Source organism: Pseudomonas sp. NPDC085632, from assembly GCF_044541255.1.
In the GTDB taxonomy this organism is placed as follows: domain Bacteria; phylum Pseudomonadota; class Gammaproteobacteria; order Pseudomonadales; family Pseudomonadaceae; genus Aquipseudomonas.
On record NZ_JBITSX010000038.1, the window covers coordinates 1 to 20,178 of the forward strand.

The window sequence follows — 20,178 nt, forward strand, 5'->3', positions numbered from 1 at the left end:
CTGCCAAAAGCCGTGAACGATTCCAGCGTCGGCACCGCGTCGGAAACTCTGCTGACCCTGACCGGCAACGTCCTGACCAATGACGTGCAAGGCGCTGACCGTGTAGCAACCGGTCCGGTCACCGCTGGCACCTTCACCGGGACTTACGGCACCTTGGTGCTCAACGCCAACGGCACTTACACCTACACGCTGAACACCAACGATGCCGACTTCAAAAACCTGCACGGCGGCGGCAATGGCACCGAAACGTTCACCTACACCCTCACCGACTCCGACGGCGATACCAGCACCGCCAACCTGGTGCTGAACATCCACAACAATGACGATCAGGTCTACCTCAATGGCCTCGACGTCAACGGCGGCGAACTGACGGTTTACGAGAAAAACCTCAGTGACGGCACCAGCCCTGACACACCGGCCCTGACCCAGAGCGGCACCTTTACCGTGACGGCCCTCGACGGTCTGCAAACCCTGACCGTGGGCGGCATCAACGTGGTCACCGGTGGCGTGGCGGCAGGCTTCCCGCAATCGATCGTCACGCCGCTCGGCAGCACGTTGACCATCACCGGTTACAACCCCGCTACCGGCGTGGTCAGTTACAGCTACACACTGGTCGACAACGAAACCCATCCGAACGCCAACGGCGCCAACAGCATCACCGAGAACTTCAACGTCGTCGCCACAGACACTGATGGCAGCACCGCCAGCGGCCAGATCAACGTCAATATCGTCGATGACTTGCCCAGCGCCCATCCTGACGCCGCATCGGTGGTGGAGGGCGGCACCGTCAGTGGCAACGTGCTGGACAACGACATTGGTGGTGCCGATGGCCCGGCCGTGACTGGCGCGGTGGTCGGCGTGCGCGCCGGCGCCGATACATCGACGTCGGCCATCGGCGGGCTCAACAGCAACATCAACGGCACCTACGGCTACCTGACCCTGGACGCCAACGGCAACGCGGTCTATCACAGCAATCCCAACGCCGTGAGCGGTCCGGGTGCGGTGGATGTGTTCACCTACACCGTGCGCGATTCCGACGGTGATGAAAGCACCACCACCATCACCATCGATGTCGCCAACAGCAAACTGAACGCGACCAGCGACACCGACGTCACCGTCTACGAGAAAGCCCTCGACCTGACCAAGGACGGCGCGGATCTGGCGCCCGGTACGGTCACCGGCAGCGACCCGACCAGCACCGGCGAAACTGCGTCCGGCACCCTGGTTGGCTCGGTCACCGGGGCAGTCGGAGCGATCAGTTACGCGCTGGTCGGCAGCGCCACCGGCAACTACGGGCAAATCGTCCTCAACCCCAACGGCACGTACACCTACACGCTGACCTCGCCGGCGACCACCACGCCGCATGCTGACGACGGCGCCAACACCCTGACTGAAACCTTCACCTATCAGGCCACCGACTCGCTGGGCAACATCGTCACCAGCACCATCGTTGTGAGCATCGTCGATGACGTGCCAAAAGCGCTGAACGACAGCAACGCCAACACGGCTGCGGAAACCCAGTTGACGCTCACTGGCAATGTGCTGACCAACGATGTGCAAGGCGCCGACCTGGTCGCGACCGGACCGAATGCCGGGCCGATCACCGCCGGCACGTTCACCGGTACTTACGGCACGCTGGTGCTCAACGCCAACGGCACGTACACCTACACGCTGAACCCCAACGATGCCGACTTCAAAAACCTGCACGGCGGCGGCAACGGCACCGAGACGTTCACCTACACCCTGACCGATGCCGACGGCGATACCAGCACCGCCAACCTGGTGCTGAACATCCACAACAATGACGATCCGGTGGTGCTCAACGGCCTCGACGTCAACGGCGGCGAACTCACCGTCTACGAGAAAAACCTCAGCGACGGCACCAGCCCCGACACCCCGGCGCTGACCCAGAGCGGCACTTTCACCGTCACTGCGCTCGATGGCCTGCAAACTCTGACCGTCGGCGGCATTGCCGTAGTGACCAACGGTGTCGCCGCAGGCTTCCCGCAATCGGTGGTTTCGCCGTTGGGCAGCACTTTCACCATCACCGGTTACAACCCGGCGACCGGTGTCGTCAGTTACAGCTACACCCTGGTCGACAACGAAGCCCACCCGACCGCTAACGGCGCCAACAGCCTCACCGAGAACTTCAACGTCGTGGCCACCGACACCGATGGCAGTACCGCCAACGGTCAGATCAACGTCAACATCATTGATGACCTGCCGACCGCCAAACCCGACACCGGCTCGGTGGCCGAGGGCGGTACGGTCAACGTCAGCGTGCTGGGCAATGACATCAGCGGTGCCGATGGCGCGGCCACGGTGGTCGGCGTACGCGCCGGCAGCAACACCGGCACCTCGGCCATCGGTGGCCTCAACAGCAACATCAATGGCAGCTTCGGCTACCTGACCCTTGATGCGCTGGGCAACGCCGTTTACCACAGCAACCCGAACTCGGTGAGCCCGCCGGGCGCCACCGACACCTTCACCTACACCATCCGCGACAGCGACGGCGATGAAAGCACCACGACCATCACCATCAACGTCGCCGACAGCAAACTGGTGGCCTCGGTCGATCAGGACGTGACGGTCTACGAAAAAGCCCTCGATCTGAGCAAGGACGGCGCGGATCTGGCCCCCGGTACGGTCACCGGCAGCGACCCGACCAACACTGGCGAAACCGCCACCGGCACACTGGTCGGCGCGGTCACCGGCGGCACGGGCGCGATCACCTACACCCTGGTTGGCAGCGCCACTGGCACTTACGGGCAGATTCAGCTTAACGCCGACGGCACCTACACCTACACGCTGACCTCTGCACCGAAAACCACACCGAACGCCAACGACGGGGCGAACACCCTCAGCGAAAGTTTCACCTACAAAGCCACTGATGCACTGGGCAACAGCACCACCAGCACTCTCGTGGTGAACATCGTCGATGACGTGCCAAAAGCCGTTGCGTCGGATCGTTCGGTAGCCGCGGTGGAGATCGATTCCAACCTGCTTATCGTCCTCGATATCTCCGGCAGTATGGCCGACGCCTCCGGCGTGCCGGGCCTGTCGCGACTGGCGCTGGCCAAGCAGGCGATCAGCGCCTTGCTCGACAAATACGATGACCTCGGCGATGTGAAAGTGCAGCTCGTCACCTTCAGCAGCAATGCTACTGACCGCACCTCGGTGTGGGTCGATGTGGCCACAGCGAAAACCATTCTCGCCGGACTCACCGCTGGCGGTGGCACCAACTACGACGCGGCAGTGGCGGTCATGCAAACTGCGTTCAATACCTCGGGCAAACTCACCGGGGCGCAAAACGTCGGTTACTTCTTCTCGGATGGTAAACCCAACGAAGGTGACATCAACGCTGCTGACGAAGCCGCGCTGAAAAACTTCCTCGATGCCAACAACATCAAGAACTACGCGATTGGCCTGGGCAGCGGCGTGAGCAACGCCAACCTCGATCCGCTGGCCTATGACGGCATCAGCCACACCAATACCAACGCAGTGGTGGTGACGGACCTCAATCAACTCAACTCGGTACTGTCCGGCACCGTACAGGGCGCGCCGGTCACCGGTTCGTTGCTGGGCGAGGGCGGCACCTTTGGCGCCGATGGCGGTTTTATCAAGTCCATCGTCGTTGACGGCACCACCTACACCTACGATCCGAAAGCCCTCAGCGGCCAAGGCTCGTTGACGCCAAGCGGCGGCACCAATCACGGTACTTTCAACACCGCCAACAACACGTTGAGCATCGCCACCAATAACGGCGGCACACTGCTGATCAATCTCGACACTGGCGACTACACCTACACCTCGCAGAAAACCACCGCCGTGGTCATCACCGAGAACATCGGCTTCACCGTCAGCGACAACGATGGCGACCTCGCCAGCTCCACGTTGACCGTGAAAGTCATTCCCAATGCACCGCCAGTGGCCGTGGACGACCATGTCATCACCAACGTGCTGTCGGGCAATATCGTGGTGCCGGGCGAATTGTTGCTGGCCAACGACACCGATCCGAACGGCGATACGCTCAACGCCACGCCGACCAGTTTCAACACGGGTTGGGCAGCGAAGGGCGCGGACTTCACCGGCACCGGCGCGATCACGTTCAACGGCAACAGCAACAGCGCCGCCAACCAGACCCTGGCCGATGTGCGCAATGCGTTCGCGGCCAACACCGCAGCGATGACCGCTGTACTGGTGATCAGCGGCTACCTCGGGGCGGTGACCAACGCCAATGCCAACGATGAAGACCTGATCACCGTCAAACTGAAGCAGGGCGAAACGCTGAATCTGGACCACAACCTGGCGGCCGGGCACATCACCATGGAGTACTCGCTCAACGGTGGCGCGTTCGTGACAATTGCCGACGGCGGCACCATTACCGCCAGCGCCGACGGCACGTATCAGATCCACGTGACCAACATCACCAACACCAGCGGTAGCAACACCAACGCCGCGGAAAACTATCAACTGACCATGACGGTCAACTACGCCGGGGCGCATGACATCACCCCGGACTTCCACGGCACTTACACCGCCAACGACAACCATGGCGGCAGCGACACGGCCAACGTGACCATCAGTTATCAGGACGGCCACACCCTCACCGGCACCTCGGGGGATGACGTGCTGGTGGCCGGCACTGGCGACAACATCATCAACGCCGGCGACGGCAACGATGTGCTGACCGCAGGCTCAGGCAATAACGAGCTGCACGGCGGCGCCGGCAACGACTTGCTTTACAGCGGCCCGGGCAATGACCTGCTCGACGGCGGCACTGGCATCGACACCGCCAGTTACGCCCATGCCACGGCTGCCGTCACCGTCAATCTCGGCCTGCTCGGTGCGCAAAACACCCTTGGCGCCGGCACAGACACACTGACCGGTATCGAAAACCTCATCGGCTCGAACTTCAACGACACCCTCACCGGCGATAACAATAACAACGTGATCAACGGCGGCTTGGGCAACGACATCCTCAACGGCGGCGGCGGTGACGACCTGCTGATCGGGGGCATGGGCAACAACACCATGACCGGTGGCTCAGGGGCCGACACCTTCCAGTGGCTCAAGGGCAACAGCGGCCACGACCTGATCACCGACTTCACCCCCGGCACCGACAAGCTCGACCTGTCGCAACTGCTGCAAGGCGAAAACGGCACCACGGCGTCGCTGGACGACTACCTGCACTTCACCGTCAGCGGCAGCGGCGCCTCGGTCCTCACCAGCATCGACGTCAGCGCCATGGCCGGCGCGACGCCGAACCAGACCATCGACCTGGCCGGTGTGAATCTCGCCAGCCATTACGGGGTGACGCCGGGGGCGGGCGGCGTGGTTGCCGGTGGGCATGACACGGCAACGATCATCAGCGGGATGTTGAATGATCATTCGTTGAAGGTGGATACGGTGTAAGCGACGCCTGAAACGACAAAACCCGCTGTCCCGTACAACCGGGACGGCGGGTTTCTTCTGCCTGACGTGATCGTTCCCACGCTCTGCGTGGGAATGCAGCCCGGGACGCTCCGCGTCCCTTCCAAAGCCGAACGCGGAGCGTCCGTTGAGGCATTCCCACGCAGGAGCGTGGGAACGATCATCGCGTGTCGCTACTGCGGCAACTCCAGATTATCCATCACCCGATTTACCGCCAGTTCACCCAGCATGATTAGTTGCGCAATCCCCAACAGCGTCCTGCGCTGCGACACGGGTATGAGGTGGGCGAAGTCATGAGCGATGGTTCTGGCTGAGGCGAGTGTTTCGCTGGCATCGGCCAGCAGTTCTTCGTTTTTGAAGTCTGCGGTAACGGCATACATCCGGCGGGTCTTACGCGGTGGTGGCGTGGAGCCGGGTGGGCAGAGGTAGTGATCGAGGGCGCGTTCGGCGGCGTCGTTGAGCTTTTTCGAATCGAGGGATTCGTAGGGGGAGGCGAGATCGATTTCGGGTGGGTTGGGTGTTGGTTTGATCATGGTGAGACTCCGTGGTTGATTTGGCCGCCACGGCTCATCGCTAAACAAGTAAAGGTGGCGGCTGTACGCAGGTTAGCGATCCGGGTCACAGAAACCCCGGGTAGACCCGAAGGTCTCCCACGCACAGCCACCATGACGCCAAGTGCAGATAGACAAAGCTGCAATTGAGACTGGGGATTGAGCGTCTGTAAGGTATCGGATCGCTAAACCCGATCGCTGATTCGTCAGCGACCGGACCACAATAGAACCCGACCCCAAAGCGCACAAGCCGGCGGATTCTGGCTTGGCTGTAGGCAATTGCGCAAGATTTTGTAGCTTGGAAGGCGTGTCTGAAGGTGTCTTTTAAACACCAGTGTTTAAAAGGCGATTTGCACTGACTTAACTGGCCCCTTCGCGAGCAAGCTCGCCCCCACATTTGGAATGCGTTTCCCTGTGGGAGCGAGCTTGCTCGCGAAAGGGCCATTCGGGTCAGCAGAAAAATCTCGATCAAGCCTCGCTATTTAAATCACTGGTTAAATAAATTCGCCCCCCTTTGTGTTTGGTTGTCCGACTGCTTATTGCCGCCTTACATAAATACTGTCGATACGGTATTCATTCCCCCCATCCGCATTGGCAGCACCTCCCCGATCTTCATGACTTACCACATTAATTGTGTAAGAACCGCTAGCCGGGACTCTGAAAATAGCGGTTTGTTCGTAATAGGCGCCTGTTCGGGGAACGACAAACACTCCCAGAATTGCTAAACCGCTTGAGGTGCTTATGCTGATCCTCGGTGGAAGATTGTCAGGCTGCGGATTTATATTCGCTACTCGGTAGGTAAAGCGATAGGTTCTTGCCGCTTTGAACTGAAAGGTCCGGTGCAATGCAACACCCGAGTTTCCCGAGTGTTCCCAAGACTTGTTCTCATAGTAGCCATTTTGCAGTGTTGCCCTTCTCGATGCAGGTCCAAACACCCACCCCCCCGTATTACCATTGAAATCAGTTATCGAGTCTTGCCAAGTATTGGCAAGAACGTTCAATTGCAGTGGGGGAGAGGCAGGTTTTTCCCACTGGCCTTCGGTGTAAGCAACTAGATAGGTGATGTTGACCGATCGGCCAGCATTGGCAATGAATACCGGTCGCGGGATCGAAAAGATCAGGGCACCAATGTCTGCAATATATTTTGATTCTGTTGTGTACCCCGGAGCTACACCTTCAAGTTCGACTTTTACTGACTGCCCTACTGACATCCCTCTATAAGCCGGAACTTCAATACTCGCCCCTGTATCCGCGATGTCGTCAAAATCCAGCGTCGGGCCTGGTAGGTCCAGAAGCCTGGGAACAGTCAATACCAATGATTTGATCAAGTACGTTCGTACTGGAAAAAACACGGCTTCAGTTTCTGCTGTTCCTCCGGCCATATTTACCAAAAAACTGATTTTCAGTGTACTGCCGTGCTTGAGTGTCTTCAGCCAGCTACCTGGTAGTTCTCGGCTCAGACCGGGTAGTTGGATATGAAATTCGCTGACAAGATCGTTGAAGGGCGCAACAGGAGTGGCGTTCGTCACCTCTTCGTAACGCAGCCACAACCTTTGTCCGTATACTTCGCCGGGCCAGGGAGGCACAGTCAAACGGTCACTGGCCTGCAGCTGAGTGACATCCAGTTCTAACCCTTGATTGATTTGCGGTTTAGGCAAGCGCGAATCTTCAGGAGAAATTGGCTGGATCGTAAGCGCCAGTGGCGGAGATATAGCAGCCTGACCACCATCCCGATTCAAATTCCACCGCAACAGAATTTCCTTGCCATGCCTGGCAGCCAAAAACGCCGGACTCAATACGGTGTTTGTGCGTTTATTAGCGTTGAACGCCACGAGCGGAAACTGCGGCGAGCCTGCTGGTTGCTTGACCTCCACCAGACGTGCGCGATCTTCTTTCCGTGCGCCGAGATACTCAATGCGTACTGTTACCCCGTTTGGATAGGCCAGTACATCGATCGGATTCGCCGCTGGCTTGACGAGTGTCGGCGGCAGAAGAATTTCCTCCTCGGCGACTTTGATGATCCATGCCTCTGACTCCGGCATATCGCCGTAATTGCCCTTGACCGTATAGCGATGATCTCCCACCGGTTGCAGGTTCAAAGCATGTTCCCATACCGCGTTCGCACCGACAGTGATGGTTTCTACCAGCTCACTGTTATCACGCAACTCGATCGTCAGCCCTGCGCTGGCCTTGCCTTGGAATTTGAATGAGGTCTCGGTGGTGCTGGTGTCGCTTGGGATCTCTTTGCCACTGACCGAGCCGGTTACCGAGTCGATGGTCGGCGGATCGAGCGCCACCGGTTGCCCCACCGTAAACTCCAGATCATTCGAATAGCTGGTCGTGTTGCTGGCCGCCCGAAAAATCTCGTAGTTAACCTTCACTTTTTTCCCGCGATTAGGCTCGATGTGCTGGGCCACAAACGCCGCGTTCAGCGGGAAATCCACGTCCTTGTCCTTGGACAATACGTTGAGTTTTTTAAAGTCGGTAACAGGCTCATTGCCTTCAACGATCCAGAAAAATTTCACGATATCGTTGGATTCTGTCGGAGTGGCCACCGGCCGTGGGGCGGTGATTTTGCTGACGCCACCGGGCAGGTCCTTGGGTTCCAGGGCTCCGTCCTTTTCGCCAAGGACGATGGGTTTGACCAGTTCCCGTTGCGCTTTACCGACGTTGAGCAACGAGGCGTGCAGCGAGGCGCGGCGGGTGATGGTGCCGTTTTCGTCGCTCAGCAGGTTGTACGACAGACGCAGCGTGCCGCCCTCCAGGGTTTTGCCGTGTTCGCCGGCGACGGTGATGATGAACCCCTCGGGGTCATCGGCCTCGTCTTGGCTGGGGAAATACCAGTCCAGTTCGGGGTCGTAAATCGTGAGGTCGGACCGGGTGCCGAACAATTTGAGCTCGATGGCGTTGTCCGGGGTGATCAGCGGATCGTAGGGGATACGGATGCGGTATTCGGGCGCATTCGGGTCGAGCGCGCCACTGATGGCGTCCAGCGCAATCGGGGCCGCCAGGCGCGTGGCCTCACCGATGACGCTGTAGGCGCGGGACTTGGATCTGGAGTTGTCGACCACGACGCCGCCGCGACGTACGTGATAGGAGTACACCACCGTACGTTTGGCCAAGGCGCGCAGGGTGCTGTTGTTGTGCGCGATCGAGACTCGCACCGGTGGCGTGGTTTCAATACGCTGGATCACCAATTCGCTGATCTCTTTACCTTCGTCGTCGGTACCGAAGACGCTGAGGTAGATCTCGTCGTTCTTTTTGAAGGTGTTGCCGTCCTCCGCCCAGACTTCTACCTGCGGCCGTTCGTCTCCCAGCGCCTCCAGATTCACGATGAGACCATCGGCCTGTTTGAGGATGGGCGCCCCCAGCCGCAAGCCCTGGGTGTCGACGACAATACGCACGGCCTCGCACCAATCTTCGGACTCGTTGTGCACGCGGTCGCGGATCTTGTAGCTGACCGACACCCCATCGGAGTCGCCGGCTGAGAGGATGGTGGTCTTGTCGGCCAGAACCACGATGGGATTCCCCTCTGGATCGTCGAACTGTTCCTGGGTGACAGGCTCGGACTCCACGGTTTTCCCGGCCCAGGCGAGGATAAGCACATCACCGACGGCGCAGTTCCGGTAGAGCCAGCCATCGCCGGGCTTGGGTTTGGCGTAGATCAGCACGCCTTCCTCGGCGGTGGCCTTGTCGACACCGTCGCGCACCACATCCGGCGGATCGAAGGCCATGGTCAGTTCGGAGTGGCCATAGTCGGGATTGGTGTCCTGACCGCCGGGCAGTTCGAGTTTGACGAAGAGCTTGATCGTCGGTCCTGGCTCGGGCTTCTGCCCGAACCGCGTGATCTGGTAGGACAGTTCCCAGTCGCCGCTGGGCAAACGCTCGGGCGCGACGAACAGGGTGACGCGCTTGTCCACTTCGATCTTATCGGTGATGGTCTTTTGATCCACCATGGTTTTGTTCAGAAGCAATTTGCAGTTGTCGCCCACACTCATGTTGTTCCAGGCGGAAATCTGGGTCTTCAGCCCCTTGATGAAGTTGAGTCGTGCGGCGGCGAGGTTGATGCCCCAGGTGCCGTCCGGTAACAGAATGCCGCCGGGGATTTCCGGGTCGAGGAGGGACAGGACAGAGATTTGTTTGCGTGGTTGGACGAGCATGACGGGCACTCCTGCCGGGGGTTTGGGCGATGGAGTGATTAGGGCGCGGAATCGAGAAATGCGCACCTGTCAGATCTGACAGGTGTTTTAACGTTTTAGACAAACGGTAGTAACGTTATGGCTCAAGGTTTGCGCAAAGTCTTCTGCCGCAAAATATAAACCGTCACCAGTACCGCACTGGTCAACATGAACCCCCGCGCCCACGGCAACGGCACCAGGTAACACGAGAACAGAATGCTCGCCCACATCAGCCCGATTGCGTAGACCTTGCCCTTGAGCGGAATGCCGTTGCCATCGAGGTAATCGCGGATCCATGGCCCGAGCCGTGGATGCTCGACCAACCATTGATAGAAACGCGGAGAGCTGCGCGCGAAGCAGGCCGCGGCGAGCAGAAGGAAAGGGGTAGTGGGCAGGACCGGCAGGAAAATACCGATCACCCCCAATGCCACGCTGAGCCAGCCGACGGCCAGCAGAAAGTAGCGCAACATCAGGGGGCGGTTGCCTATGGGGTTGTCCATAGGCCGGATCTTAGTGGTGACGTGGCTTGAGGATCGCCGGTTTTTCGTCTGGCGCCTGGCACAGCAGGTACAGCGCGGTCAGGGCTTCCGGGATCTGTACGATCATGTCGTCCATCAGGTTGGCGTCCTTGGCGATGTCTTCGAACTCTGGCTGTTCGTCGAACAGGCCCGAACCGACCATGATCGGCAGGAGCATTTCGCTGACTTCTTCTTCGGCGGTTTCGAACCAGGCCGCTTCCCGCAGGAACACGCCTTCCATGAAACCGATGCACCAGCCGCGCAGTTCGGAATCGTCGGGCTCGTCGCCCAGATCCAGTTCGCATGGCAGCTCGAACTCTTCATCGGACGCCAGTTGACGGGCGATGTGTGCCTTGAGGCCGATGAGCGTGGCTTCGATCTCTTCGCGCTGGGCTTCGCCGCTGTAGTGCGGTTCTTCGGCGAACAAGGCATCGATCCACTCACGGTCCGGCACGACGTCCGAGCAGATTGACAGTGCGGTGAGGTAGCCGTGAGCGGCCACGTAATCCAGCGCCTCGTCATGCAGCTCGTCGGCGTCGAGGAAAACTTGCAGGCGGGTCAGTTGCTCAGCGAAGGACATTACGGGGCTACCTTGGGGAATAAACAATGCGGGAATTCTAGGCCTTCTTGCGCGCTCAAGCCAGCCGCATGGCAGATTTGACCTGCCATACCCTGCATACACCCTGTAGGAGCTGCCGAAGGCTGCGATCTTTTGATTTGCTTTTAATAAAGACAAGATCAAAAGATCGCAGCCTTCGGCAGCTCCTACACAGGTATCAGCTATCAGCGATTGTATCGACGGGTGTCGCCCTGTGCAGGGGAGGGCTCGGGTATACTGCCGCGTTTTGCGATCCCTGCCCCTCTTGCGGCTGTCATGCAATGCGCTCTTACGTTTTGTTTAAGCAGCCCCGGCTGTTCTGAACCAGCCTGAGCAGGGATGTATCGGTAGATTTTTGGAGTTTTTATGCTCGAACAGGCTCAGCGCGTCCTCAAGGACATCTTCGGCTACGACAGTTTCCGTGGCCGTCAGGGTGCAATCATTGAGCGCGTGGCCAGCGGCGGGGATGCGCTGGTACTGATGCCTACCGGTGGCGGCAAGTCGCTGTGCTTCCAGGTGCCGGCGCTGCTGCGTGATGGCTTGGCGGTGGTGGTGTCGCCGCTGATCGCACTGATGGACGATCAGGTCGCCACCCTCGAAGAACTCGGTGTGGCCGCCGCCGCGCTGAACTCCACGTTGAGCGCCGAGCAGCAACGTGACCTGGCGGCGCGGATCAAGCGCGGCGAAGTGAAGATGCTGTATCTGGCACCAGAACGTCTGGTGCAGCCGCGCATGCTGTCGTTCCTGCAAGGTCTGAACATCGCATTGTTCGCTATCGATGAAGCGCACTGCGTGTCGCAATGGGGCCACGATTTCCGTCCGGAATACCTGCAACTGGGCCAGTTGGCCGAGATGTTCCCCGACGTACCGCGCATCGCCCTGACCGCCACCGCCGACAAGCGCACCCGCGAAGAAATCGTCACGCGTCTGCATTTACAGAATGCCGAGCGCTTCCTGTCGAGCTTCGACCGGCCGAACATCTTCTACCGCATCGTGCCCAAGGAGCAGCCGCGCAAGCAATTGCTGGCATTCCTCGCCGAGCGGCGCAGCGATGCCGGCATCGTCTATTGCCTGTCGCGCAAGAAAGTCGAAGAAGTCGCAACGTTTTTGAGCGAGCAGGGCTTTCCGGCGCTGCCGTATCACGCCGGTTTGCCCAATGAACTACGTGCCTTCAACCAGAAGCGCTTCCTCAATGAGGAAGGCCTGATCATGGTTGCCACCGTGGCGTTCGGCATGGGCATCGACAAACCCAACGTACGTTTTGTCGCGCATCTCGATCTGCCGAAATCCCTCGAGGCGTATTACCAGGAAACCGGGCGCGGCGGCCGTGACGGCCTGCCGGCGGATGCGTGGATGGCCTACGGTCTGCAAGACGTGGTGATGCTCAAGCAGATGCTGCAAAACTCCGAAGGCGACGAGCGGCACAAGCGTCTCGAACAGCACAAACTCGACGCCATGCTGTCGCTGTGTGAAGAAACCCGCTGCCGTCGCCAGACCCTGCTGGCGTACTTCGATGAGGACATGCCGGAGCCGTGCGGCCATTGCGACAACTGCGTCGATGGCGTGCAGACCTGGGATGCCACCGAGCCTGCACGTCAGGCGCTGTCGGCGATTTTCCGTACCGGCCAGCGTTATGGTGTCGGGCATCTGGTCGACGTGCTGTTGGGCAAGGAAAACGAAAAAGTCCGCAGTTTTGGCCACCAGCATCTGTCGGTGTACGGCGTTGGCAAGGCACTGAGTGAGAGCGAGTGGCGCTCGCTGTTCCGCCAATTGGTCGCGCGCGGTCTGGCAGACGTCGATCATGAAGGCTATGGCGGTCTGCGTTTGAATGACAGTTGCCGACCATTGCTCAAGGGTGAGGTCACGCTGGAGCTGCGCCGCGATCTCAAACCGCAGGTCACCGCCAAAACCGCCAGCAAGAGCCCGGCCAGCCAACTGGTGCGCGGCGAAGAGCGTGAACAATGGGAAGCCTTGCGCGCCCTGCGGCGCAAACTGGCCGAAGAACATGGCGTGCCGCCGTACGTCATCTTCCCCGATTCGACCTTGCTGGAAATGCTCCGCAGCCAGCCGACCTCGCTGGCGGAAATGGCCCGGGTCAGCGGCGTTGGCGCACGCAAGCTGGAACGCTATGGCGATGCCTTCCTCGAAGTGCTCGGCGGCGAGGTCGAGGCGCCGAAAGCAGTGGCCGACGTGCGCCACGAACTGATCACCCTGGCTCGCGCGGGCATGACCCCGCTGCAAATCGCCGGTCAGTTGCAGTGCTCGGAAAAGAACGTTTACACCATGCTCGCTGAGGCGATCGGCAAGCAGCAGTTGTCACTGGAGCAGGCGCTGGATTTGCCGGAAGAGCTGATGGGCGAAGTGCAGGACGCGTTCCTCGATGGCGAAGGCGAGTTGCCGTCGGTCGCTGAAATCGCCGAGTTGTTTGCCGGCCGCGTTCCGGAGGGCGTGCTGTATTGTGTGCGGGCTGCGTTGCAATCCGAATTCGAAATGTAATTCGCCTGAGCACCCTCACCCCAGCCCTCTCCCAGAGGGAGAGGGGGCCGACCGAGGTGTCTTGCGCTATACATCGACCTGAAAACCCGAGTCGATTATGGATTCACCAAGGCACGTTAAAGTCGCTGAATTATCCCAGGCATCCCCCATTCAGTCCCCTGTCCCTCTGGGAGAGGGACAGGGGGAGGGGCCTCCAATTATGGATTCGGTAAAGCAGGATCAGGTCGGCGTAATTCTGAAGCATCCCCCATTCAGTCCCCTCTCCCTCTGGGAGAGGGCTAGGGTGAGGGGCTTTCAAGATGTAACGATTCAGTACAGACCGCCACTTGCCTATAACTGCAGCTCATGCTTAGCTGGCTAATAATTAGAAATTCTTTATTTTCAGTCTAACCGTGAGTGTTTTATGCCGTTAACCGATCAACACCGCTTTGGCATGCAACTGGCCCAGATGTCCCGTGGCTGGCGTGCCGAACTGGATCGACGCCTCGCCGGGCTGGGGTTGTCCCAGGCGCGCTGGCTGGTGCTGCTGCATCTGGCGCGTTTTGAAGAAGCGCCGACCCAGCGTGAGCTGGCGCAGAGTGTCGGCGTCGAAGGGCCGACCCTCGCGCGATTGCTCGATAGTCTGGAAAGCCAGGGCCTGGTGCAACGCCAGTCCGTAATGGAAGACCGCCGGGCGAAAAAAATCGTCCTTTGCGCACCGGCCCTGCCGCTGATCGAACAAATCGAAACCATTGCCACACAGTTGCGTCATGAGTTGTTCGAAGGCGTCGACGAGGCGGATTTGAAGGTGTGCATGCGGGTTCACGGGCACATTCTGGCCAACCTGGAAAAATCTTGAGGCACATCCACGTGCCGGATCTTTGAGAGATCGCGCTGAGCCGACTATAAGAACTACTGGGCAATATCGTGTTCGTACCGGATGTGCGAACGCATAGAAGTCGGTTTTGCTTATTTAAGGGATGCTCATGCTCGCAAGTCGGCACGTGTTACTGCGCGGCGGCGCCAAATGGCTGCTGGTCGCTGGTGTATTCAGTTATTCGGCCTGGTCGATGGCCTTGGGGCTGGGTGATATCACCGTCCATTCAGGCCTTAATCAGCCGCTCAAGGCCGACATTGCTTTGGTCGATGTCGGCGGGCTGACGCAAAACGATTTGGCCGCGCGCCTGGCCACGGCGGATGAGTTCGCCGAGGCCGGGGTCGAGCGGGTGTTCTTCCTCAACGACCTCAGGTTCGTCCCGATCCTGCATGGCAATCGGCAGATGATCCGGGTGACCTCAAGCAAACCGGTCAACGAACCTTTTCTGAATTTCCTCGTGCAGCTCAATCAACCCAACGGCCGGTTGCTGCGTGAGTACACCGTGTTGATCGATCCACCGGGTTCGCCGGGTATCGTGCCGGCCACCGATGAACCGGATCCACGTGCGCAATCCTCCGCGTTTCCCACTGTCGAGCCCGTTGTGGCAGCGCCGCAGGCACCTCAGGCCAAACGCGACGCCGTGCCCGCGCCAATGCCTGCAAATCCGCCCGCCAACGATGCACTGGCCGAGCAACTGGCTGCCAGTGTCTTGCTGAATCAGCAATTACAAAAGACCGTCGATGAACTGAACACCAAACTGCAGACGCAGGATGTGCAGATTGCCGAGGGCAAGAAGCAGGTCACTGAGCTGCAAACGCAATTGTTCGAACTCAAAAAAGCACCGCCACCGACCGAGGTAACCCCGGCACCTGCTCCGGTTGTGGCACCTGTTGAGTCCACAGATGACGGGTTGAACTGGCCATTGCTTGGCGGCCTGTTGCTGTTGTTGGGGGCATTGGCCGGGCTGTTCGTGCACCGCCGACGGCAACAGCCGCAACAGCCGCAACAGGCTGATCAACCGCTGCCACTGTTGCCGCAGGGCGATGAACCTGATGTAGCTGAAGTCGAAAACGCCGAGTCTGTCAGGGCTCACACCTCAGCCCAACACCGTGAAGAACCGGCGGCGGGCGATGTCCTGGAGGCGGTGGGGATCTATCTGGCCTATGGTCGCCTGGGCGAAGCTGCGGGGTTGCTGCGCGATGCCTTGCATAAGGAACCGGAGCGTACGGACATTGGTTTGCAGTTGCTTGAAGTCCTGGGGCGTCAGGGTGACAGCGCCGCGTATGAGCAGCAGGAAAGTCATTTGCGTGAACAGGGCGTGGATGCCCAGACGTTACAGGACGTTCGCGTTCGACATCCGAAACTGGCGGGTGCTGCACCATTGGCCGCAGTGCAGCCCGTCATTGCGGCTGCGCCCCTTGTCGAGGCCAAACCGGCACTTGAGGATGATTTCGAATTGAACCTGGGCGAGTTGTCGATGGATTCCAGTTGGGATCTGGAAGACAGTCGTTCAGCCACCGCAGAGCCAGTTGCAGACACCTCGGCGCTGGGTTCCGGCCTGCAAGTATTGCCTCAGGACTTTGAATTGCCGGAAGCGGCCAGCGAAGACGCCGAGCTTGAGTGGATCCCTGAATCGGACGCCGGCCCGCTGGATGAAGATTTTCTCAATGAGTTTGCTGATGCGGAGCCGTCATTGGCGTTGCAACCGTTGGATTTGCAGGCACCGGAGCTGCTACACGACGAAAACTCTGGAAAGCTCGAACAGGCGCAGACCTGCATTGATGATGGTGACATCGACAGTGCGATTGCGTTGCTCACTGAGTTGCTCAAGGAAGGCGATGAGCCTTTGAAGCAAACGGCGCGGACATTGCTGGCGGGGATTCGCTGACCCCCCGATCGATTTGCGCTTGATCTGATACCGCCTTCGCGAGCAGGCTCGGTCCTACATTGGAATGCGTTCCCTGTGGGAGCGAGCCTGCTCGCGATAGCGGTTTGTCGGGCGCCGTGGTCAGAAAGTCTGGCCAAGATTCAAGTACACCGCCTGCTCATTCGCATCATTCAACCCATAACTGAAATTCAACGGCCCCAGCGGCGTGTCAAAACCGATGAACACGCTGGCCGCGTTGATATAGCCGCTGTCGAACTCATTGTCGTTGTTCCACGCCCGTCCACGCTCCAGCGAGGCGCCGGCATACAGAGGGAAGTCCAGCGGCAGATACGAGCGCGGCGTCAGCCGGCGGTAGTACACCGCGCGCATCAGGCTGACGTTCTGCCCGGAAATCGCGTCTTCTCTGAACCCCGACAACTGCCGCGCACCGCCAAGCAGGAAGCTTGACGTCACCACGTTGGCATCGTCCAGCGTTCGCCCGTAACGACCACCGAGAATCAGCGTATCCGGGCCACGGCTCATGGCTTTGTCGAGTTTGAATTCCCACTGTCGGTAGCGCGTATCCGAACCCAGGCCTGGTTCGAACTGCATCAGCGTCAGGCTGACGTCCTTGCCTTCATGAGGGAAGTAGACGTTATCCAGCGAATCGTAGGAATACTTCAGCGCGTAGAAGCCTTCGTTGAAGTTTTCACTCGGCAGATCCTGATCGCCAATGCGCACATCGGCCTTGCCCCAGGCCTCGCCGACACCGAAACGCACTTCGCCGTTGTTGCCGATCTGGCGACCGAAGTTGAGGCCGAAACCGTAGCGCTCGACGCGATACTGCGCGATCGGATCGTTGTCGAGCACCGAGTCGACGTTTTGTGCTTCGAACGAGGCGTACGGCGCGACGAAGTAGCGCGAGCCAACGTCCAGCGGTTGATAGAACTCGGTGTACAACTCTTGTTTATCGCCAATCTGCGCGCGGGTCAGCCATTCCGCGCCGAGGCGGTTGATGCCGTTGATGCGGTAACTGGCGCCGAGGTTGAAGGCGCTGTCGCCGCGCATGTCGTCCGAGAGATTGAGGCCGACCCGCAAGTAATCGGTGCCGCTGCGTTTGCCCCGGGCGCTGATCACCAGCGTGTGATCCTGACCTTTATGCACCACGCGGTATTGCACCTGCTCGAAGTAATCGAGGCCGTACAAAGTGCCCATGTCCGAGTGCAATCGAGCCAGATCCAGCGGTTCGCCAATGTGTTGGCGGATGTAGTAGCGGATCACATCGTCGTCGACTTTTGAGTCGTTCTCGACGCGGATCGCGGTGATGATCGGCGTGCGCTGACCCGGCGAACGCGCGGCGTTGAGTTCGGCGTCCTGGGATTCTTTGGGTTTGAGGATGGCGAGGCGCGCATCGAGGATGCGGGTAGCGCGGTAACCGGCGTCGATCATCTCCTGAGCCTTGCCGAAATCAGTGACACCGAATGCCGCCAGCGCAGGCTGGATCAGCACATCGGAAGTTTTCAGCGCGGCCAGTTGTTCTTCGGAGTTACTGCGGGTCATCAGGGTGATCGACTGGTTCAACACATCGACCACGGTGGTCAGTTGCTTGCGGTTGCGCAACGGTGTGCCGATATCGACAACGATGGCAACGTCGACGCCCATTTCCCGCGCGACATCGAGCGGAATATTGTCGGTCATGCCACCGTCCACCAGTAGTCGACCGTCGAGTTCGACCGGGGCGAACACCGCCGGGATCGACATGCTGGCGCGGATCACCTGAGGCAAATGACCTTTGCGGAACACCACTTTTTCGCCGTTGGAAATGTCGGTGGCGACAGCGCGGAACGGGATCGGCAGTTTGTCGAAATCCCGCGTATCGCTGGTGTGGGCCAGCAGGCTTTCCAGCAACAACGAGAGGTTCTGGCCCTGAATCACACCCAGTGGCAAGCCGAGACTGCCGTCGTCACGAAAGCTGAGTTTCTGTTTGACCAGGAAGTCGCGGTCATCCTGTTTGCGCCGAAACGGTACGTCTTCACGCGGCGGGGCGTCGGACAGCGCGGCTTGCCAGTCGATGTTCAGCGCGAGTTTTTCCAACTCATCGATCTTGTAACCCGAGGCGTACAGGCCACCGACCACTGCGCCCATGCTGGTGCCGGCGATCGCATCGATCTTGATGCCTTGCTCTTCCAGTGCTTTGAGCACGCCGATGTGCGCCAGTCCGCGCGCAGCACCGCCGGACAGCACCAGGCCGACTTTCGGTCGCGGCGCTTCACTGGCGTGGACAAGCAATGGAAGGAAACCAAGCAGCAGGCAGAACAGCAGACGGCGCATTGTGAGTCTCGGGGCAAGCGATAAAGCCGGCTATTATAGCGGCGCCCTCTGTCTCAGGAGTTCCAGCAAACATGACTGTCGCAAAAGCAGAAGTTGTTATCACTTATTGCACCCAATGCCAGTGGCTGCTGCGCGCCGCGTGGCTGGCGCAGGAACTGCTCAGCACCTTTGCCGACGATCTCGGCAAAGTCTCACTGGTGCCCGGCACCGGCGGGGTGTTTCACATCACCTGCGACGGTGTGCAGATCTGGGAACGCAAGGCTGATGGCGGTTTTCCAGAGGCCAAGGTCTTGAAGCAGCGAGTTCGCGATCAGATCGATCCTGACCGCGACCTCGGTCACAACGACCGCACTCAGTGAGACGCGGCTTCGGCGGCGATGGTTTTCTTGTCGGCGCTGCCGGACATCCGCGCGGACACGACGATGGCGATGATGATCAATGCGCCGCCCATCAACATCCGTAGCGTCGGGTTTTCATTGAACAACAGCCAGGCGACGGTGATGCCGTAGACCGGCTCCATGGCAAATACCACCGCAGCCGTCCGTGCCTTGATCACCGCCAGACTGGCCACGAACAGGCTGTGGGCGATGCCGGTACAGAACACTCCGAGCAGGGCGATCCACAGCCAGTCCAGTGCGCGCACGTCGCTCAATTGCGGCGCCGCGACTGGCAGCAGACACAGCGCCACCACGACGTTTTGACACAGCGCTGCCTGCACCGCCGGGATGCGCCCGGAGCTGGCGCGGTTGGTCAGTGACAGTAGCGAGAACAGCAGGCCCGACAACACCGACCAAAGCAAACCAACGGTAGCGCCGCTACCCAGGTCGAAGGCCGGGGTCACCAGAATCAGGCCGATGCTCACCAGTACCACCAGCAGAATCTCGTTGGCGCGAATGCGTTCGCGGAAGATCAGCCCTTCAAGAATCACCGTGAAGGCCGGGAAACTGGCAAAGCCCAATGTTGCGATGGCGACACCGGCGATCTTCACCGAGATGAAGAAGCTCACCCAGTGCCCGGCCAGCAACACGCCGCTGAGGGCCAGGCGCCGCCAGTCCACGGCCTGAAGTTTGTGCCAGCCATGCTGACTGGCAAAACGGGCGAAGAACGCCAAGGCGACAACGGCGAAAGCCGCGCGACCGAAGACGATCACAGCGGGGGACGCGGCAGCGAGTTTGCCGAACACACCGGTCAGGCCAAACATCAAAGCGCCGATATGCAGAGCGCCGAGGGCGGTACGCGGAGTCATTGCATTCCTTAATCCAGACACGGTTTCTTGTGATTGATCGTTCCCACGCGGAGCGCGGGAACGATCAATACGTCCATTGAACCCTGTATCGGCCTACAAGTCTG

At 59.7% G+C, this 20,178-nt stretch carries 11 protein-coding genes; 5 read left to right on the forward strand and 6 right to left on the reverse strand.

Going from position 1 to position 20,178, the window contains the following annotated elements; all coding sequences use genetic code 11:
• Positions 1–5,415: Ig-like domain-containing protein (locus tag ACIF4X_RS20940; RefSeq protein WP_397483572.1), on the forward strand; the 5,415-nt coding region annotated here is incomplete at its 5' end.
• A gap of 191 nt (positions 5,416–5,606) precedes the next feature.
• On the opposite strand, the gene ACIF4X_RS20945 is transcribed toward ACIF4X_RS20940, so the two are convergent.
• From ACIF4X_RS20945 to ACIF4X_RS20960, 4 genes are all read right to left on the reverse strand, one after another.
• Complete coding sequence (locus ACIF4X_RS20945) at positions 5,607–5,966, reverse strand: DUF6124 family protein (protein WP_397483573.1); 360 nt, start codon at positions 5,964–5,966, stop codon at positions 5,607–5,609.
• Positions 5,967–6,520: 554 nt separating this feature from the next.
• On the reverse strand, positions 6,521–10,144 hold the full coding sequence (locus ACIF4X_RS20950; protein ID WP_397483574.1) for a hypothetical protein: 3,624 nt from the start codon (positions 10,142–10,144) through the stop codon (positions 6,521–6,523).
• A gap of 122 nt (positions 10,145–10,266) precedes the next feature.
• A complete protein-coding gene (locus ACIF4X_RS20955) occupies positions 10,267–10,662 on the reverse strand; it encodes a YbaN family protein (protein ID WP_397483575.1) in 396 nt (131 codons plus the stop codon).
• 10 nt (positions 10,663–10,672) lie between these two features.
• Positions 10,673–11,260, reverse strand: a complete 588-nt coding sequence (locus ACIF4X_RS20960; RefSeq protein ID WP_064119603.1) for a YecA family protein — start codon at positions 11,258–11,260, stop codon at positions 10,673–10,675.
• A 384-nt stretch (positions 11,261–11,644) separates the two neighbouring features.
• Here ACIF4X_RS20960 and recQ point away from each other — a divergent pair, with 384 nt between their 5' ends.
• The 3 genes from recQ (at position 11,645) to ACIF4X_RS20975 (ending at position 16,518) form a co-directional block, all read left to right on the forward strand.
• Positions 11,645–13,774: a DNA helicase RecQ gene (recQ, locus tag ACIF4X_RS20965; protein ID WP_397483576.1), complete on the forward strand. Its 2,130-nt coding sequence runs from the start codon at positions 11,645–11,647 to the stop codon at positions 13,772–13,774.
• 403 nt (positions 13,775–14,177) lie between these two features.
• A complete protein-coding gene (locus ACIF4X_RS20970) occupies positions 14,178–14,612 on the forward strand; it encodes a MarR family transcriptional regulator (RefSeq protein ID WP_007919713.1) in 435 nt (144 codons plus the stop codon).
• 127 nt (positions 14,613–14,739) lie between these two features.
• A complete protein-coding gene (locus ACIF4X_RS20975; protein ID WP_397483577.1) occupies positions 14,740–16,518 on the forward strand; it encodes a FimV/HubP family polar landmark protein in 1,779 nt (592 codons plus the stop codon).
• Between the two features lie 120 nt (positions 16,519–16,638).
• Here ACIF4X_RS20975 and ACIF4X_RS20980 read toward each other — a convergent pair whose 3' ends face one another.
• Positions 16,639–18,828 carry a patatin-like phospholipase family protein gene (locus ACIF4X_RS20980; RefSeq protein ID WP_397483578.1) on the reverse strand — a complete coding sequence of 730 codons (2,190 nt, stop codon included), beginning with the start codon at positions 18,826–18,828 and terminating at the stop codon, positions 16,639–16,641.
• Positions 18,829–18,899: 71 nt separating this feature from the next.
• Here ACIF4X_RS20980 and ACIF4X_RS20985 point away from each other — a divergent pair, with 71 nt between their 5' ends.
• Positions 18,900–19,187, forward strand: coding sequence for a SelT/SelW/SelH family protein (locus ACIF4X_RS20985; protein ID WP_397483579.1), 288 nt, complete (start codon positions 18,900–18,902; stop codon positions 19,185–19,187).
• Here ACIF4X_RS20985 and ACIF4X_RS20990 read toward each other — a convergent pair.
• Entirely contained in the window at positions 19,181–20,074 is an 894-nt protein-coding gene (locus ACIF4X_RS20990; protein ID WP_397483580.1) for a DMT family transporter, read from the reverse strand. The genes ACIF4X_RS20985 and ACIF4X_RS20990 overlap by 7 nt on opposite strands.
• Positions 20,075–20,178: the final 104 nt, after the last annotated feature.

Excerpts from the sequence above, each read along its gene's own strand:
- ACIF4X_RS20945 (WP_397483573.1), bottom strand. The coding sequence starts at position 5,966 with ATGATCAAACCAACACCCAACCCACCCGAAATCGATCTCGCCTCCCCC.
- ACIF4X_RS20950 (WP_397483574.1), bottom strand. The coding sequence starts at position 10,144 with ATGCTCGTCCAACCACGCAAACAAATCTCTGTCCTGTCCCTCCTCGAC.
- ACIF4X_RS20955 (WP_397483575.1), bottom strand. The coding sequence starts at position 10,662 with ATGGACAACCCCATAGGCAACCGCCCCCTGATGTTGCGCTACTTTCTG.
- ACIF4X_RS20960 (WP_064119603.1), bottom strand. The coding sequence starts at position 11,260 with ATGTCCTTCGCTGAGCAACTGACCCGCCTGCAAGTTTTCCTCGACGCC.
- recQ (WP_397483576.1), top strand. The coding sequence starts at position 11,645 with ATGCTCGAACAGGCTCAGCGCGTCCTCAAGGACATCTTCGGCTACGAC.
- ACIF4X_RS20970 (WP_007919713.1), top strand. The coding sequence starts at position 14,178 with ATGCCGTTAACCGATCAACACCGCTTTGGCATGCAACTGGCCCAGATG.
- ACIF4X_RS20975 (WP_397483577.1), top strand. The coding sequence starts at position 14,740 with ATGCTCGCAAGTCGGCACGTGTTACTGCGCGGCGGCGCCAAATGGCTG.
- ACIF4X_RS20980 (WP_397483578.1), bottom strand. The coding sequence starts at position 18,828 with ATGCGCCGTCTGCTGTTCTGCCTGCTGCTTGGTTTCCTTCCATTGCTT.
- ACIF4X_RS20985 (WP_397483579.1), top strand. The coding sequence starts at position 18,900 with ATGACTGTCGCAAAAGCAGAAGTTGTTATCACTTATTGCACCCAATGC.
- ACIF4X_RS20990 (WP_397483580.1), bottom strand. The coding sequence starts at position 20,074 with ATGACTCCGCGTACCGCCCTCGGCGCTCTGCATATCGGCGCTTTGATG.